This window comes from Pseudozobellia thermophila (assembly GCF_900141855.1).
In the GTDB taxonomy this organism is placed as follows: Bacteria; Bacteroidota; Bacteroidia; order Flavobacteriales; family Flavobacteriaceae; genus Pseudozobellia; species Pseudozobellia thermophila.
On record NZ_FQYU01000002.1, the window covers coordinates 700,446 to 718,945 of the forward strand.

Consider the following 18,500-nt stretch of genomic DNA (forward strand, 5'->3'; position numbering starts at 1 on the left):
ACAATTTTGGATCTTAAAACCAAAGGCCTTATCAACAAAACCAAGAATCGATATGGGGAGCTTTTACCTTCCTTTGTTAAAATGGGGATGCCGCGAAAAAGAAGAATGGCCGTTGAAAGGATTTTAGAAAACAAGCATCCCGCCCTGAAAATCGACCCGACGTTTTACCTCCACCAATAAAGGCCTTGTACCCCTTATCTTGCGGGCCTTGTTAAGAAAAGCTCCTTACCTATCGGGAGCCTATCCATTTTTAGAGGTCATCACGAGTACCCAGTCATTGCCGTCCCGAGGTTCCCCGGGGGGGTCGAACTCGCGTACCCCCGTATTTTCAACGGTTCCGATGTCGATGCTTTTACCCGTACGCGGATCATACCACCTAGCTTCAATTGCATCGCCCGAAATTTTGCCCATGTTTATTTTTAGCAACCTTCCGTTATAGGTATAGATTAAGGCATACCCCTTTCCCCGCGTGGCTACCAGATAGTTGTATTTTTCTCCTTGGTCGGCGACCAACGATTGGTCGGGTATACGTTCAAGGTAGGGATAATGCAACATCAGGTTCTTCAAGTGTATCATTTGACCGGAACCGGTGCTATGTAGGGCATCGTACCACAACTCCTTGTTGCCATAGGCGGCTTTGTCATTTGTCCTGTACATTTGCATTACCGCACTATGGCCATAGGTAAATCCGGCCGCTCCCGCAAAGACCGACCAATAGCCATATCGCCTTAAATCATCGGCTGTCCAAAGCGGCTGTAGCGTGTCGTGAAGGCCTTGGGGAATTCCCTCATAGGAAGGCTCCCCGTCCAAGGTAGGCCTAATGGGACTTAAGCCGTACCCTTCTTCGATATACCGCCACGTGTCTTGTCCGTAGCCACGCGGACTATCGTCTTGATCGTATCGCCTATGCCCCCCTTGAAACATGTTAAAATCCAACCACGACGCTTCATTGAACCAATCAATGGATTGCATACGGCCAAATGGATGAAACGTCATCAACTTATCTGGATCACCCGCTTTTAGGGTATTGCCGATGGTATGCCACACCTCGGTTTTTTGGTCGCCGTGCGTATCACCGCCGTTCAACCAAATGATATTGTTTTTCGACCTATACCGATCGGCCAAAAAACGGGCATATGCCTCGGCTTCGTCTTGGCTTACCCCTCCTCCCTTGACATTGGTTCCCCATACCGGTACCAAGGCCATATACAGGCCTTTTTTCTCAGCCAGGTCAACGGTATAATCCACATGGTCCCAAAAATCATAGGCTGCTTGATCACTGGGGTCGTTGCCCGGTGTAACCAAGGGTTTTGAAACGTTCTGGCCCACCAAGGCCGAATCACCGTATACATTGGCCATGTCCAAAGAATGCAAGGTCATTACCTGAATTACGTTAAACCCCTTTTGTTTTCGGTCTTCCAAATAGGTTTCGATTTCCTCCCTGTTCAATTTTTTAAAAAGCAGCCATGCCGTATCGCCCAACCAAAAGAAGGGTTCGTTTTTCCCGGTTATAAAATACCGGTTGTTTTCCGATATTTTAAGTTTAGGAAGCCCTTCTTCCTTTTGGCCCGTAGGTTGCCGGGTCTCCTCGCGTGATGTCTTACATGCCCAAACCACACAAACCGCGACCACGGTGCTTAGAAGTAATTTTATCCTCTTGTACGATAGTTCCATCTTAGCTGTATTTAAATTTGTTTTTTTGCCCCAATGGGGCCCTAATATTCTCCTAATGCGTTTAAGCCGCCATCATTTTACGGCCTTATATGAGATTTGATAATTGATGCCCGCTTCCAAGTCTATTTGATATGCGTTGACGTCCAGCTTTTTTATTGTACCCTTATTGGTCTTTGGCGTCGTCCTACTCTTTATGATCAATTTTCCCCTGCCTTCATCGGATTTCACGTGAATTTCCCGTTCGGTACACCTCAGTGAAATTTCACCATTGGGAGTAGGCACTTTACCTTCCATCCATTTTAACCCTCCCAGGTTTGGCTCTATTATATAATCGCCATAGCCGGGGGATATGGGCTTGACCCCTAGATAGTATTTTCCGAAGAGGTAAACGGGACTGGCTCCCCAAGCGTGGCACAGGCTTTTGCCATAGGGTCGGCCATACATGGCGAGATGTTCTTTCCCCTGTTCGGTCGGGTCGTATTTCTCCCAAAACGATGTGGCGCCCAAATCGAGCATCCCGCCCCAATAGTCGCGTATTTCATCAAGTACAAACTCTTGTTCCCCCAAGGCACATAGGGCCTCCAACTCGTAAAAGCGCATATAGGGGGTAGTGATTTTAAGAATATTGTCGTTGAGCAATACATTCTGTTTGACACTTTGCTTCTGTTCCCCATCGAAATAGTCGAAGAATATACCGAACATATTGGCATAGCGGGTTATGTCGTCCACTACCTTGCCATCCAAACGCTGGTGCATCATTACGTTTTTTGTATCGGACCAAAAGACATCGAAGAGTTTTTCCTTTGTTTTGTCCGCAAGCGACCGATAGCGCTCCCTACCTTCGGTATCACCAGCTATTTCCGCACTCAATGCCATTGCCTCCAGGCTTCTGGCCAGCAACATTTGCTCAAAGCTGATTTCGCCGGTCTTTGTCAGGCCATCGGCCCAATCTATAAAGACCCAATCTCCCGCAAGTGGTTCCAAAAACCCGTCTTCATTGCGTCGGCCGAGACAGTATTCCATCAAACTCTTCATTCGAGGATAAAAGTCTTGGATAAAACTCTCGTCGCCGGTATATAGGTAGTAATCGTAGATACCCACAAACCAATACAGCGAATAATCCATAATGGTATTGATGTGGGCGGTAACGGGATCCTTGCCCCGCAATGCCAATAAGGTTCTGCGTACAGAGGGCGAATCGAAGAAAAGGTAATAGTTCATCAGGTAGCTTTGGTGGGCGTCGCCGGACCACACCCAACGGTCGCGCTTGATCCCATCGAGAAAAAATTCCCGGGTGTTCAGATGCAGGGTATAGGCCGATACATCCCAGATCTCGTTCAGCAAATCGTCTGAACAGCGGAATTGCCCCCGATATTCAACAGGCAAATATTCGTATAACATCGATATGGAATCGTAGGCTACGCTCGCATCGGATTGGACCTGCACATACCGGAAGGCCTTCGATTGCCCAACCGTATAATCGGATGCTTCGGCCTGATCGAAACTGAGATGGTCAAGTGTTTCGCATCTCAGGGAATCCAAGGCCTCTTCGCGGGATTCCCCATAGTACAGTGCAATTTTTCCCTTGCCCTTGACCCCATGGAGCTTGACATACCCGAAGGTTTCCTTACCAAAGTCCACAAGATGTCCGGAACCTACCGCTTCGGTTTTTTTTGCTCCCATAGGCTCGGTAGGCAAACGGAATTCAGAGGGTTTGTTATCGGGCGCGTCAAAATTCCACATCCCGGCCGGGATCCAAGGCGTTCCCGATTGATGGGGAATTCCATTTTCATCGATCCATTGCTTGTCCTCATGGGTCGTCAGCCATGTATTGTCGGAGTTCAAGTAGGTACCGTCAACATAAATGGCCGGTAGGGTTTCTTGATTGTATACCCTTAAAACGATCTTGTGCTTGCCAGCCGGAACTGTAAACTTCTTGGGTCGGCCATGCACCAAGACATCGTCTATCAAAAGCATAAACCGTCCTTCGGTATAAAGGGTCACTTCATCGGGCTCGGGCAGTTCCAGCTCTTTTTGAAAGGTTACCAAGGCATAGGGACTGTAATACCGCCACAGGGGAGGAAGTACGGCTTCCCGTTCGGTTCTTCGGGCCTGCATTTTATTGCTAAGCCATATTTCATAATCGCCCGGATACCAAATCCATGTGGCTTCTTGATCGGTATTCTGGGATGAAACCCTCCCCGGCACCAAAAAGACAACGAACAGCGCCAAGAAACATAACATACGAAGAAGCCTCAAATTCAATTGGTAAAACATAGCACCCTATTTTAGTGGTTATCCTATTCCGTTTCGTTGTTTTTTACATCCTTCCCTTATCGATTACTTCCGACAAGACGAGGCGGCAAAGTAGCACGGGCAGACATCGGTCATTTTTAAACCGGTCAAGGCGCCCCCATATCGGTACCTGAACACTTCTTGCTCTACGCAAGATACCCTACAAACAGAAACAATAATAAAAATTAATAAAAAAACAAAAATATAAAAAGATAATAGTAAAGAAAGGATTGACCAAGGATTTTTTACAGGGAAGCTCCCAAAGCCGTACCGGGTGTCATTTTCCATGATGGCCAACCGCAAAGGAACCCTTGCCATCGGTCGCCAGCATGTACACCCACCGATGATGTTGGTCTTAATAGGTATAGCATCAAAACTTAAACCATTAGAAGCAACACCCGTGATGGTATTCCCCTACCTTCGGACAAGTCAATAGGATGAAAGTGATTTTTTGTTTACCCAAGGAAAAAAAACGCCGTATGGATTCGATAAGCCCAAATGTTCAGACCGTATATTTAGTAGACGATGACCGTGAAGACCAAGAACTGTTTTCCGAAGCCTTGGAATTGGCCGATTCACATGTCGACCTAAAGATATTCGATAATGGGGTTGACCTAATGGCGGACCTGTATTCGGGCCGTCCTTTGCCCGACTTGGTGTTTTTGGACCTCTACATGCCCCTGATGAACGGGGAAGAATGCCTTCGGGATATTCGCGAAAACGAGAAATTCGACAAGGTTCCCCTAATTATTTATTCCACCCTTCTCGATAGGGCAAAAATAGAACATTTGTTCTCCATCGGCGCCAATCGCTACCTCCATAAACCGTCTTCGTTCAAATCACTGGTCTACGCCTTGGAGCGTACCATGAACTCTGTTCGCAGGAATAAACTTGGGGGTACGGCCATCATCAACATTGTCGGTTAAACGAAATGTCCATTCCCTCATATTTAAGCTTTCAATAGTGTTTTATCAGGAAGCGAAATTCCGTTCTCCTATTCCAGACCATAGGTCTTGTATGCCCTATAGCCATAAAAGGCCACTACAAAAAAGCAGAGCATCGGAAGAATAAACGAGAAGTTCACCTCAGGAACCCCCCATATGAGAACATCGCTATAGCCCGTTCCCCCAATGTCGAGGATAAGTCCTTGCAGCATGGGCATAAAGGCTCCCCCAACAATGGCCATTACCAAGAATGCCGAAGCCGACTTGGCATCGTCGCCCAATCCGGACAGGGCTATTCCGTAAATCGTGGGGAACATCAATGACATACAGAAGGAAACCATCACCAAAGAATACAGGCCGCCCATTCCCTCAATAAAGATGGTGCCGGCACAGAAAAGGATGGCCAGAATCGACAAGATCATCAACAGCTTTCCCGAATTGATGAATTTTAAAAGGTAGGTACACAGAAACCGGCTCAATAGAAAGATCACCAAGGCGGCATAGGCATAGTTTACGGCATCCCTATTGTTGATCCCCAAGTTCTCGGCATACTGGTAGATGTAGGTCCAGCACATGATCTGCGCCCCTACATAGAACATTTGGGTCAACATGCCCCCTACGAAGCGTTCCTTTTTAAAAATCCGTTTGATCGACTCCCCCAGCCCCACCTGGTTTTCCTTTTTTCCCTCGGGCATCTTAACCAGGGCGATCAGCACAAACATCAGAATAACGAACAGCCCTAGGCCTACATAGGGGTTTCGTATGACCATCAGATCGGAAGTCTTGACCACGGCCTTTGCCGATTCGGACAGGGTCTCATATATATACGTGCCGTCGGCAGCGACATCGTCGGACTGCAAGGCCCCCAAAATAAACACCTGGGCCACAAAGAGTCCGGAAAGGGCCCCCAGTGGATTAAAGGCCTGGGCAAGGTTCAAACGCTGTGTGGCCGTTTCTTCGGGTCCCATGGCCAAAATATAGGGATTGGCCGTAGTTTCCAAAAAGGCAAGGCCAAAGGTGAGCACATAGAGGGCCAAAAGAAAGAACAGGTAATTCTCCAATTCGGCGGCCGGATAAAACATCAGTGCCCCTATGGCGTATAGGGCAAGCCCTACCAGGATACCGACCTTGTAACTGAATTTCTTCACGACATAGGCCGCGGGCAAGGCCATGGTAAAATACCCCCCATAGAAGGCCGCCTGAACCCAGGAAGCCTGGGTATTGTTCAACTCCAGTACTCTTTTGAAGGCCGCCACCATGGGATTGGTGATGTCGTTGGCAAAGCCCCAAAGGGCAAACAGGGAAGTAATCAATAAAAAAGGTATAAACAGTTCCTTGGGAACTACTGCAGGTTTTTGGTTGTTTTTCATGGTAGGTAGTAGTTTAAGTTGTGAGTGCCTGGTTGAGTTGGGGGCACCCGGTTAAGTTGTGAGTGCCCGATCCAAATGCGTGTATCCTCCGTCTACAAAAATCAACTGCCCTGTGGTATGGCTTGACAGGTCGGATAGGAGAAATACTACCGTATTGGCTATTTCGGATGCCTCCGTCATGCGCTTGCCCAATGGTATCTTATCGGTAATGGACTTCAGTTTTTTCTCCGGTTCGGGAAAAGTACTGATCCACCTTTCGTAAAGCGGGGTATAGCACTCGGCAACGATGACGGCGTTTACCCTGATGTCATAGGGCAAAAGCTCTACGGCCCACTCCCGGGTCAAGGCGTTTCTGCCCCCGTTGGAAGCCGCATAGCCCGATGTGCCCCCTTGGCCCGTAACCGAGGTCTTTGAGCCTATATTGACAATGGCCCCCTTGCTCTTTTTAAGTTCGGGAAGGGCATAATGCGCCATGAGGTAATAATGGACCAAACTTTTGTGGAGGGAGGCGATAAAGTCTTCATAGCTTCCGTTTTCAAGTCCGACCCCATCGTTGACCCCGGCGTTGTTAACCAGGCCGTCTATTCTTCCGAATCGGTCAACGACCTGTTCAACGGCCTTTTTGCATTGTTCCGGATCCGTCAACTCGGCAAAGGCAAAGCCCACTTGGCCACCGTTCTTTTCAATTTCCTTGGCAACCCCGATAATGTTCGGTTTGTTCCGTCCGATAATATAGGGTATGGCCCCTTCGTTCGATAAGGCCTGGCTGATCGCAAGGCCAATGCCCTTTGAACCACCGGTAACGATGATGACTTTGTCTTTTAAGTTTAAATCCATTTTCCTCTATTTATTGATATGCCTTTACATGTTGTTTTGAGCTGCCCAATCCCTCGATACCCAGCTCAACGACATCGCCGGCCTTAAGGTATTTTGGCGGGTCAAAGCCCAAGCCTACCCCTGAGGGTGTTCCGGTAGAAATAATATCCCCGGGCAATAAGGTCATAAACTGACTGATATAGCTGACCACTTCCTGAATGTTGAAGATAAAGTCGGAAGTGTTGCTGTCTTGAAGGGTCTCCCCGTTCAACTTGAGCCATAGGTCCAGGTTGTTCGGGTCCTCGATCTCGTCCGCCGTAGCGATAAACGGCCCTATAGGGGCGAAGGTATCACATCCTTTTCCCTTGCACCATTGGCCTTCCCGCTCTATTTGAAAGGCGCGCTCGCTATAGTCGTTGTGCAGTACATAACCGGCGACATGGGCCAAAGCGTCTTTTTCCTCTACATAGGAGGCCTTTTTGCCGATAACGACGGCCAGCTCAACCTCCCAATCGGTCTTTTGGCTATTCTTGGGTATGACAAGGTCGTCATTGGGGCCGACAATGGCCGAGGTCGATTTAAAGAAGAGTACGGGTTCTTTCGGGATCGCCATACCGCTTTCTGCCGCGTGTTTGGCATAATTGAGACCTACACAGACGATTTTGGACGGACGCGCCAAAGGGGGACCTAAACGTACATCGTTCGACACGACGGGGCAATTTTCCTGGTTCTTACCGAGCCATTCCTTTAAGCGGGCAATGCCATCGCCTCCAAAAAATTCCTCGGTGTAATCCGATATAAACTCCGAAACATCCAATCGGGTCCCGTTTTCCAATTGAACCCCGGGCTTTTCAGCACCTGTACTTCCAAATCTGATTAACTTCATATATGTCTTTTATATTTTAATTCGCTTGTATGTTTATTTTTTGGGCCCCGGTTATTCTACGAGCCGTTTAAGTTAATAAATCCTCCGTCTATGGGAAAATTGCTTCCCGTAACAAAGGAGGCCTCATCCGAACAGAGGTAGACGGCCAAATTAGCCACCTCTTCCGGTTTGGCCATACGGCCGATGGGCTGGGTCTTCGACAGCTTTTCGAACATTTCCTTTTCCTTGCCGGGATAATTTTTACTTATAAACCCATCCACAAATGGCGTATGTACCCGGGCCGGGGAAATGCAATTGCACCTGATACCGTCCGCCAAATAATCCTTGGCCACGGAATAGGTCATGGTCAGAACGGCCCCCTTGGTCATCGAGTAGGCAAACCTATCGTTGATCCCCACCGACGATGCGATCGAGGCCATATTGACGATTACCCCCTTGGTTTTCTTTAACGATGCGATACCGGCTTGCATACAATTATAGACTCCCTTGATATTCACATTGTACAGGCGGTCCAAGTCTTCCTCGGTACATTTTTCCAAATTTCCCACGTGGGCGATGCCGGCATTGTTGATCAGGATGTCGATTGGCCTTTCAGCGGTTATCGCCGTAAAAGCGGCCTTCACCTCTTCCTGTACGGCCACATTGCATCCATAAGTAAATGCGCTACCCCCCATATCCTTTATATGGGCCGCGGTATCCTCTGCATTTTCCTCGCTCATTTCCAAGATGTGGACAACGGCACCTTGTTCGGCAAGGGCCAGGCTAATGGCCTTACCGATACCGCTACCTCCACCGGTAACCACTGCCTGTTTGTTATTTAAACTAAACTTCATAGCTATTTACGATTGTTGTATCTCTAATTCCTTTTGCCAATAACTTCCATTGGGATAAGTATATTCCGCCAAAGATCCAGGTTTCATCGTTATGCTATAGCCTGGCATACTAGGTGGCATATAGGCCCCGTCCTTTATGACCACCGGATCAAAAAAATGCTCATGCAAGTGGTCTACATATTCAATAATACGATTTTCCAGCGAACCGCTTATGGCAATATAGTCGATCATTGACAAATGTTGTACATATTCGCAGAGTCCCACCCCACCGGCATGTGGACAAACGGGAATATTGAACTTTGCCGCCATGAGCAAGATGGCCAATATTTCATTGACGCCCCCTACCCTACAGCTATCGATCTGGCATATTCCTATGGCGTTGGCCTGCATCAATTGCTTGAACATTACCCTGTTCTGGCAGTGCTCGCCGGTAGCGACCTTGATAGGCGCCACCGCCCTGGCGATCTTGGCATGGCCCAAAACATCATCGGGACTCGTTGGTTCCTCGATCCAATAGGGGTCGAACTTTTTCAGCTCGCCCATATTTTCGATGGCCTCATCAACATCCCATTTTTGGTTGGCATCCATCATCAACCTTAGATCGGGCCCTATTTCTTCGCGGATGATCGCGGCACGGCGCATATCGTCCTGCAAATCGGAGCCCACCTTGATCTTCATATGGTCGAATCCGGCCTCCTTCGCCTCCCTGCAAAGCCTGCGCATCTTTTCGTCGGAATACCCCAGCCAACCTGCGGAAGTGGTATAGGCCGGATAACCCGATTCTTTCAAACGGGCAATTCGTTCTTGCTTGGTACCGGCCTTTTCCCTTAACATGGCAAGTGCCTCGGCAGGAGTGATGGCATCGGTGATGTATGTAAAGTCGACGCACTTTACCAGCTCTTCGGGGCCCATATCGGCCAATAATTTCCACAAGGGCTTCCCCTCGGCCTTGGCGTACAGATCCCAAACGGCATTTACCATGGCACCCGTGGCCAAATGAATCACGCCCTTCTCGGGCCCCAACCATCGCAGTTGACTATCGCCCGTAATCATCTTCCAAAAGGCACCCATGTCGGCGGTAAAGCTTTCAAGTGTCTTTCCCAAGACCAAGGGAGCCAACGATTGGATCGCGGCGGCACACAGTTCATTGCCCCTACCAATGGTAAAGGTTAAACCGTGGCCTTCCCAACCGTCTTCCGAATCGGTCTTTAAGATCACATAGGCGGCTGAATAATCGGGATCGGGGTTCATCGCATCGGAACCGTCCAAGGATTTACTTGTAGGGAAACGGACGTCTTTTACCTCAACATCCGTAATCGTTATTTTTTTTGACATATGTTCTATAATTAACAAGGCGAAATTAAGACCCCGCTTTTTTTAAAGCCACTATATAATGTGCCCAATTCAATACTTTTTTTACCCAAAAGACCCTTTCCATGCCGTATTGACCACAAAATGGTCACAAAAAAACGGGTGCTATCGGGCTATCGATAATTCCTAGCCGTTCATGACCTTTTTCCCTTCGGCCCCTCCCGAGCCATTGCCTACCGGATCCTTTGCCGGAGCTCTTTTAACAACTTTAAGGATTCGCTGGATACCGATCCATCTTCGTACATTTCGAGGTTGATGGAAAGGGGATATCGGTTTTCTTGGGCATGCTTTACGTAGCCGACCAATTCGTCAATTGAGTATTTGGGCTTTTTAATAGGCCTGTTAAAATCAATGTGCCCCCATCTTTCTTCAAGGGGGAAACAGGTATGGGCCATCAGCCCTTTGTGCTTACCTTCGACAAAGCGCCCCCCGTCCAAATTTGTAAATTGCTGTAGCCCTTCACCCGCGTAATAATCTTGAAACTCCGTTACCCGCGGCAAAATCCATGAATTGTAGGTCAATATCCTCCTGGCATTGCCTGTTCTGGCCGCCTCGCCCATCTTCTTGAACGAAGCGCTGAGCGGCCCGCCCTGTGAATTATCGAAACGGGAATCGTAGTAACGTTGTGCCCCGTCAAAGAACCATCCGTTCAATTTATCCCCGTACCTTCTCCCCACTTCGGCGATAATATCGTTTACATTTTTATACAATCTGCTTTTGTCCGCTTCATACCCCCCTGCAACCTCCATCCATTCAGGGTCTTTGGAATGGTAGCAATCATAGCCATAATGGTAATAGAAAATCAGCTTAATGCCCTTGGCGTGGAGCAGATCGGCCATTTCACCCAGCAAATCGCGTTCGGTAGTACGGCCCCCAATCAATTTATCAAGAGCAGCTATGGGTGCGGAAATATACTGCTGGCCCCAGGTAATCGACCAAATAACATAGGCCGCCCCGGTTTCTTCGACCCTATTGACAAACCGTTGGACATCAAAATCGTTTACTTTTTGCTCCCAATCCTTAAGGGTATCCCCTTCTTTGGGCGTTGCCCTATTGGTCCATTGAAACATAAGTCCGTATCCAGCATCCTTAAACCAGTCGGGGTCTTGCCTGACCGACATGGCCTGATCGACAATCGCCTGCCCGACGCCGGGTCTTGTAAGCTCCAAGGCCGAAACCTTGACAACTTCGTCCGAACGAATTTTCAACACCAACTTATTCCTCCCTTTTTGAAGTCGAACATTTCCTAAATCCAATCTGCCCCAGTCATCCGATCGTACCTCGATGTTTCTTTTTTCACCATTACAGTGTAGTTCCATAAGGGCATCCTTACCCAGTATTTCCCCAGTTACCTTATAAACCCCGGAGGAAGGCGCCTGTACCTGCCACGACAGGGTGTGCGTCCCGGAGGCCGTGGATTCTACCCATAGAAACATAAAGTTCAATACCTTGGAGCCCAGGTCGCCGCTTTTCAGTGCACTTCCCGCCGAAAGCACATTAATAGCTTCAGGATCGATAGGGATAGCCACTGGTTCGCCATTCACAAGCCCGCCATCCGTTTCCGCATAGGGGTCCGGAACAAGCTGTGCGACCATGGAAAAATTTACCGCGAACAAAAAAAGCAAGCACCACAGCCTTGTGGCACTTGCTATGTGATCATACTCTTTTATATGCTTAAGCTTGTACATTGATCGCCTTTATAACAGCCCTGTCAATTACAGCTTTTCAATATACACGTAGTAAGCGGGGTGCACCCTTTTGTCCCTATCGATCAATTGGGCCTCCATATTATATTTACCGGCCGGAATATTGGCGGTAAAGGAGACCTCTTTCTGGTCTTCGGCAATTTTCGCCGTTTTTTCGAGGTCGGCTATAAAAATATAGGCACTTTCGAAATCGGATTTGGTACTGGCCGGCATGGTACGGTCCAATTCGATCCTTTTTTTCTCCGCTGGAAAGGTTTCGTTTATAGCCAATCCGCTTTCGCGGGGAAACCTTCTCAAACTTATCTTGTACTCCCCGTCCTCAACAAATTCGATCTTCCATTTTCCGGTGGCCTGAACCGCAGTGGCCGCCCCATATTGGTGCCACATATGGGTAAACTTACCGGTTAACATATCGTGGGAAGAGATACGACTGGGGTTCTCTTGGGGCGAACCGACCTTGATATAGGCATAGCGTTCGTTGGCTTTTTCATCCAATAGGGACTGCCACCATTTTTCATAGCCCAAGGCCAATTTTTCGACCACTTCGGGATGTTGGTCGTACACGTTCGTAGTTTGGCCCCGATCCTTGTTCATGTCGTAGAGTTCGGTACCGTTTACCAAGCGCCAGTTGTCGTCCATAACCGTGTATTTCCTATACTTTACCAAATCTTGCAATCGTTGGGTATCCATGTACAACACCCGGTTCGGCCACTCTTCCCCGTTGCCGTAAAGCAAGGGTTTCAGGCTTTTGCCGTCCAAGGGTTTTACGGGGTTGAAATCCAATCCCAGCAAATCGACGAAAGTGGGCAAAAGGTCGTAATGCGCCACCAGTTTATCGATATCCTTTCCTCCGGTAAGCTTTCCATCGGGCCAACGAATAAAGAAGGGTACGCGGTGGCCTCCTTCATATTCGCTTCCTTTCCCTCCCCTAAGTCCGGCATCAAAAACCTTGTTGCCTCCTGCGGTACCGTTGTCGGTCGTAAAGATCAGGATGGTGTTATCGGCAATATCGAGTTCATCCAACTTTTGCTCCAACAACTTAAAGTTGTCGTCTATGTTGGTGATCATCCCATAAAAGCGCTGGAACCTCTCTTCCAGGCCTTTGATCCCCTTGTACATATCCAAATAATCTTTGGGCACATTCAAGGGCCCATGGGGTGCATTGGTCGCGATATAGCAGAAAAAAGGCTTGTCTTTGTTGGTCTCTATAAAATCCATGGCTTCGGAAAAGAACACATCGGTACAGTAGCCTTCGTACTTTTCCGTTTTACCGTTGTGCCAATAGGTATCGTCGAAGTAATCGTTGCCCCAGTAATCGGGTCCTTGGGTAATGCCTCCGCCCCCATGGCGTACCACTTCGTGAAAGCCCCTATCCTCTGGACGGAAAGGGTAGTTATCGCCCAAGTGCCATTTACCGAACATCCCATTGGTATACCCGTTTTGGGCAAAGATCTGGGGTAGGATCACCTCATCCTCAAAAAGCAGGGAGCGCCCCGCTATGGTATGAAATACATTGAGGCGATTGGTATGCCTTCCGGTCATGATCGCCCCCCTACTTGGTGCGCAGGTAGTCGACACGTGATAATTCGTAAAGCGCACCGCATCTTTATAGAACTTGTCTATGTTAGGGGTTTTTACATAGGGATTGCCGTAGCATCCCAAATCGCCCATACCCTGATCGTCGGTAATTACCACGATTACGTTCGGTTTTTTCCGAGCCGCATCCTGTGCCCTTAGGGCGGGAGCCATCCCCAAGGTCAAGACCAAAAATGCCAAAAGTCCTTTTGTCGTAAAATGGTGATGGGGAGGTATGGCGCCGGCCATAACTTCTACTAATTTATACATCTTCATAATCATAATTAATACGTGATTTAGGTTTGCTCTTTTTAAACAAGGGGCGCCGGTTTTCTTCGACGTTCAAGGTATTAATAACCCGGGTTCTGTACAAGGTTCACATTGTTGCGCAACTCGTCCGTTGGAATGGGAAACAACAATTCCCGTTCGGTAAGGGTCGGGCCATAGGCGAATTCGTGGCCCACAAAATCCTCAAAATCCCCGGTCGATACATTAAGGGCCTTTCGCAAGCGTACCATATCGAACCAGGTTACGTTCTCATAACTTAGTTCATGCCACTTCTCTTTCCAAACGGCTTCCCTAAACTGGTCCTTGCCCAGTCCGGATAACTCAGGAAGTTCAGCCCGCGTCCTAATACTGTTTATCGCATTATAGGCTTCCGGTGTCGGCCCTGACACTTCGTTCGAGGCCTCGGCATAGATCAAAAGCACCTCGGCATATCGGATCAAATCCCAGTTCAGGTCACTACTCGCCGTTTCGAGGTTGGCCACAATATCAAAATGCTTGTACAAGAAATGCCCCCCTAGGACAATAGTATCGGTCCTGTCGAACTTTGAGGTGTACGTGGTGTAATAAAATTCCTTTTCGGCCACCCTCTTGTCGTCGGGGTCATAGGAGTTGATAAATTCCTGGTTGGCATATATGGCCCCCGTCTGTTCCGAATACGCCGAAATATTCATGTTATAGGGTATAATCAGGGGCTGCCAATTCGACGGATCGACAAAGGCCTCATACTGTACCATAAAAATGTTCTCGCCAATATTGTTTTTTTCGGGGTCGTGCAAATCTCCATAGGACGGAAACAAATCGTATTCTCCCGAATCGATGACCTCCTTGGCCTTTTCCGCCGCTTTCTGGTAATATTCATCCCCTTTTTGCAAGGGATAGCCCGCCATGGTCAGGTATACGCTGGACAACAATGATTTTACGGCGCCCAGGGTAACCTTTCCAGTTGCATCGTTAAATGGCAGTCCGGAAGATTCAGCTTCGACAAGGTCCTCTACTATCTGCGAATAAATGTTCTCTACCTTTGCCTGGGGCGCATACAGGTCTTCCGAACTTAGATCGATGGGATCGGTCAATAACGGAACGCTTCCAAATATCCTAACCAGGTTGTAATAATAGTAGGCCCTTAAAAAACGGGCTTCTCCCAAGAGTTGATTTTTTTCATTCGCATCCATCTCGATGCCCGGTATGTTCGCAATGGCCAAATTGGCATTGGCGATACCTTGGTAGCTACTATCCCAGTAGGCCTTGCCATAGGCGTTGTCGGAGGTATTGGTCAAATTGCGTATGATATTGCTATTATCGGCCTGGCCCAGGTCGCTATCTGCCAACCCTGTGGCAAATTCGAGCATAAGCCACGGGCTTCCCCCGTAGGAGCCTCCACGTACGTCCCTAAGGCTTGAGTAGATGGAATATACGGCTGACTCCGCATGTTCGGCGGTCTTGAAATAACTATCTGCGGTAATGTTGGAGGGGTCGGCTTCTTCTAGAAAGTCGGAACATCCTACGGCCATGATCATGGGAAAGGCCATCAACACTGGGTAAACTTTGGTTTTTATCAAATTTTTCATGTTTGTCGTTTTTTGTTTAGAAAGTGGCGTTCAAGCCGATCATGAATACCCTGGGCTTTGGATATTGGTCAAAATTCACCTCACCTTGTCCGAAGGTGGTATCACTGGTCTGCACTTCCGGGTCATAGCCCTGATACTTGGTACTTACAAAAAAGTTCTGGGCCGATGTGTATATCTTAAGCCTGCTCAGCTTGAGTTTTTCGGCTATATCGGTAGAAAAATTATAGCTCAGCAATAGGTTTCTGCCCCTAATAAAAGATCCGTCCTGTATCATGTGCGAGGTATCCAAATTGTCATAGCCTGCAGACACGGGTCTCCATTGGGCGATCGGGGTATCCTGATTTTCAGGTGTCCATGCATCCAATACCGTGGCAAGGCTATTGGCTATACCCTGACGGTTTTCTTGCGGACGTGTAGTAATGTACATGATATCGTTGCCGTATTGAAATTGCAGGTCTACCAACAACTCGAAGTTTTTATAACGGAACGTATTGATCAAACTCCCATAGCCATCGGGAATACCTTTACCTATAATTGTTCTATCCGCTTGGTTTATAACCCCGTCATTGTTCCTGTCCTCAATTTTAACATCGCCCGGCAGTCTAAAGTACTTTGCGGCCTCATCGGCCTCGTCGGTTCCCCATGTGCCTAAATGGACCAAGCCAAAGAAGGAACCGACGGGTTCACCTTCCCTAATAATGGTACGCCCCGAAAAGATATCGCTTCCTCCGGAAAGGGCAATTACCTCGTTCTTGTTGATCGCAATGTTGAAGTCGGTGCTCCAAGAAAAGTCGGTATTCACGATATTCTTGGTGGCCAAGGAAAACTCGATTCCCTTGTTTTCCATACTGCCAATGTTCCGAAACACGGAGGCATAACCACTGCTTGTAGGAACGGGCGAGTTCAGCAGCATGTCTTCGGTCAACTTACGGTAAACATCGGCCTCGAATGCGATTCGTCCGTCAAACAGGCCTACTTCGATTCCGGCATCTACCTGCTTCGTTTTTTCCCATTTTAAATCGGGATTGGCCAGGCGGTCGATACCGATACCGTTTACGACGGCGTCATTGACCACGTAGGCATAGTTGCCCAACCCGGGCAATGCACCGTACGCCGGTATTTCAGAGTTACCGGTTACCCCGTAACTGGCCCTTAGCTTAAGATTTGAAATCGTGGAGGATTCCTTCAGAAAATTTTCTTCCGAGACTTTCCACGCCAAGGCGGTTGATGGAAAAAATGCATACCTGTTCGTTTCCCCGAATTTTGAAGACCCGTCAACACGGCCCGTAACCGTCAACAAATATTTGTTTTGCAGTCCGTAATTGATCCTTCCAAAATACGAATTCAGACCGTAGGCAAATGCGCTCGAGCTTGGGGTGCCCACTACGGACCCCGCTCCCAAATTGTTGAAACCAAAAAAATCGTCGGAAAAATTCTCGGCACGGGCACTGAAGCCGGTATTGTTTATATGTTGCCAAGAAAGGCCCAAAAGACCGGTAATCGAGTGTACATCGGCAATTTCCTTTGTATAGGTAAGGTAGTTTTCAAATTGCCAGGAGGTATATTCGTTGGTGGCCCTGGTGGCATAGCCATTGGTGGCCGTGCCGATAAAGTTCAGTTCGCGCCCGGCATACTCATCGGTTTTTTGCTCTACGTTGTTTACACCTATGGAAGTTCTGAAATCCAGTCCCTTGGCCAGGGTGATGTTGGCAAAAATATTGCCGAGTACGGTATTGGTACGTAAGTATTTTTTGTACTCCTCGCCGACCCGAACCGGATTGGGACCACCCTCCATTCCCGGATAATCGGCATTACTGGCCCAACTGCCATCGGGATATTTGACCGGGATTATCGGAATGTTCTCGATCATATTCCTACCGACCCACGAATCGTGTATGATGCGTTCCTTTTGATTGTTATAACTGAGACTACCGCCTACTTTGAGCCAATCCCTAATACTGGAATCGAAGACAAAACGGCCGGAATACCGCTTTAACCACGAATCCTTCATGATGCCCTCCTCGTCCATGTATCCTAGAAAGGCACCGTAACTGCCTTTTTCGCCGCCCCCGGTAAAGGAAAGCTGATGGTTCTGGGTAAATGCCGCACGGGTTACCTCGTCTTGCCAGTCCGTATCGTACAGCGGGTTTCCGTCGGCATCGAACAGTCTTGGATCATTTCTTTTTAGGGTGGGATCGGTATACTTTCCATTGGCAAATCCTACCGCATCGTATTTTTCGGCATTTTGATAGGCGACTTCCTCGATCATCAAAAATTCCGCTGAGTTTAGCACGTCGACCTTTTTAGCCAGGTTACCAAGACTGTAATAGCTGTCATAACTGATTCGCCCCCCTGTCTGGCTTCCCCTTTTGGTAGAGATCAAAACAACCCCGTTGGCTCCCCTCGAACCGTAGATTGCCGTGGCCGAGGCGTCTTTTAGCACTTCTATCGATTGGATATCGTTGGGATTGATGTAATCGATGGGCGAGCTATTGTTGGCCAATCCCGTGGAGACCAAGATAATGCCATCGACCACGAACAAAGGGTCGTTGGAAAGACTAACCGACGAATTCCCCCTAATCCTAATGTTCGATTTCCCGCCCGGCCTACCGGAATTGATGGAAACACTTACACCTGGCATTTTACCCGACAAGGATTGCGTTAACGATGCCGCCGGACGCTCTTGAAGCTCATCTGCCGAGACAGAGCCCACGGCCCCGGTAAGGTCACTTTTCTTCTGCGAACCGTAGCCTATGACCACCACCTCGTCCAAACTCGCAGCATCTTCCTCCATGGTAACATCGATAGTGCCCGACGTACCTACCGCAATCGACTGCGTTTTCATTCCTATATACGAAAAGACCAGCACATCGCCACTACCCGCGGTAATGGTATAGTTTCCATCAAAGTCGGTCTGTGTTCCCGTCGTGGTACCGTCAAGCAGTACGTTCACCCCTGCCAAGGGTATTCCCGAACTATCCAGTACAGTACCCGTAATTTGCTGTTGCACATCGTAAAACCTTGCGGTTGGCGATTCCAGGGGAATGGTAGCCGCATGGGCCTGGAAAATAAACGTAGGTATAAGGAAGGCATAGAAGCACACCTTATACAGTTCCTTTGCTCCCAGTACAAAGGAAGAAGTCTTGGTTTTGCGTTTTTTCATATTCTTAGTAA

At 48.3% G+C, this 18,500-nt stretch carries 12 protein-coding genes; 1 reads left to right on the plus strand and 11 read right to left on the minus strand.

All coding sequences use genetic code 11. The features are described from left to right. Positions 1–240 precede the first annotated feature (240 nt). On the minus strand, positions 241–1,674 hold the full coding sequence (locus BUB37_RS08350; protein WP_072991661.1) for a glycoside hydrolase family 140 protein: 1,434 nt from the start codon (positions 1,672–1,674) through the stop codon (positions 241–243). Positions 1,675–1,746: 72 nt separating this feature from the next. After that, positions 1,747–3,951 carry an alpha-L-rhamnosidase-related protein gene (locus tag BUB37_RS08355; protein WP_244526764.1) on the minus strand — a complete coding sequence of 735 codons (2,205 nt, stop codon included), beginning with the start codon at positions 3,949–3,951 and terminating at the stop codon, positions 1,747–1,749. A 497-nt stretch (positions 3,952–4,448) separates the two neighbouring features. On the opposite strand from BUB37_RS08355, the gene BUB37_RS08360 reads away from it, so the two are divergent. After that, positions 4,449–4,895, plus strand: a complete 447-nt coding sequence (locus BUB37_RS08360; RefSeq protein ID WP_072991670.1) for a response regulator — start codon at positions 4,449–4,451, stop codon at positions 4,893–4,895. A gap of 68 nt (positions 4,896–4,963) precedes the next feature. On the opposite strand, the gene fucP is transcribed toward BUB37_RS08360, so the two are convergent. The 9 genes from fucP to BUB37_RS08405 all read right to left on the minus strand — a co-directional run bounded on the left by fucP (position 4,964) and on the right by BUB37_RS08405 (position 18,489). Further along, positions 4,964–6,283 carry an L-fucose:H+ symporter permease gene (fucP, locus tag BUB37_RS08365; RefSeq protein ID WP_072991674.1) on the minus strand — a complete coding sequence of 440 codons (1,320 nt, stop codon included), beginning with the start codon at positions 6,281–6,283 and terminating at the stop codon, positions 4,964–4,966. Positions 6,284–6,334: 51 nt separating this feature from the next. Beyond that, entirely contained in the window at positions 6,335–7,120 is a 786-nt protein-coding gene (locus BUB37_RS08370) for an L-fucose dehydrogenase (RefSeq protein ID WP_072991677.1), read from the minus strand. A 10-nt stretch (positions 7,121–7,130) separates the two neighbouring features. Further along, the gene (locus tag BUB37_RS08375; protein WP_072991680.1) at positions 7,131–7,985 is read right to left on the minus strand and encodes a fumarylacetoacetate hydrolase family protein; all 855 of its coding nucleotides are present in this window, start codon (positions 7,983–7,985) and stop codon (positions 7,131–7,133) included. A 56-nt stretch (positions 7,986–8,041) separates the two neighbouring features. Further along, positions 8,042–8,818, minus strand: a complete 777-nt coding sequence (locus BUB37_RS08380; protein WP_072991683.1) for an SDR family NAD(P)-dependent oxidoreductase — start codon at positions 8,816–8,818, stop codon at positions 8,042–8,044. A gap of 6 nt (positions 8,819–8,824) precedes the next feature. Further along, positions 8,825–10,153, minus strand: a complete 1,329-nt coding sequence (locus tag BUB37_RS08385) for an L-fuconate dehydratase (protein ID WP_072991686.1) — start codon at positions 10,151–10,153, stop codon at positions 8,825–8,827. Between the two features lie 209 nt (positions 10,154–10,362). Next, positions 10,363–11,877 (minus strand): alpha-amylase family protein, encoded by a 1,515-nt coding sequence (locus tag BUB37_RS08390; protein WP_072991689.1) that lies wholly within the window; start codon positions 11,875–11,877, stop codon positions 10,363–10,365. A 27-nt stretch (positions 11,878–11,904) separates the two neighbouring features. After that, on the minus strand, positions 11,905–13,740 hold the full coding sequence (locus BUB37_RS08395) for an arylsulfatase (protein ID WP_212635267.1): 1,836 nt from the start codon (positions 13,738–13,740) through the stop codon (positions 11,905–11,907). 80 nt (positions 13,741–13,820) lie between these two features. Continuing rightward, entirely contained in the window at positions 13,821–15,326 is a 1,506-nt protein-coding gene (locus BUB37_RS08400) for a RagB/SusD family nutrient uptake outer membrane protein (protein ID WP_072991693.1), read from the minus strand. A gap of 16 nt (positions 15,327–15,342) precedes the next feature. Further along, on the minus strand, positions 15,343–18,489 hold the full coding sequence (locus tag BUB37_RS08405; protein WP_094766603.1) for a SusC/RagA family TonB-linked outer membrane protein: 3,147 nt from the start codon (positions 18,487–18,489) through the stop codon (positions 15,343–15,345). Positions 18,490–18,500 lie beyond the last annotated feature (11 nt).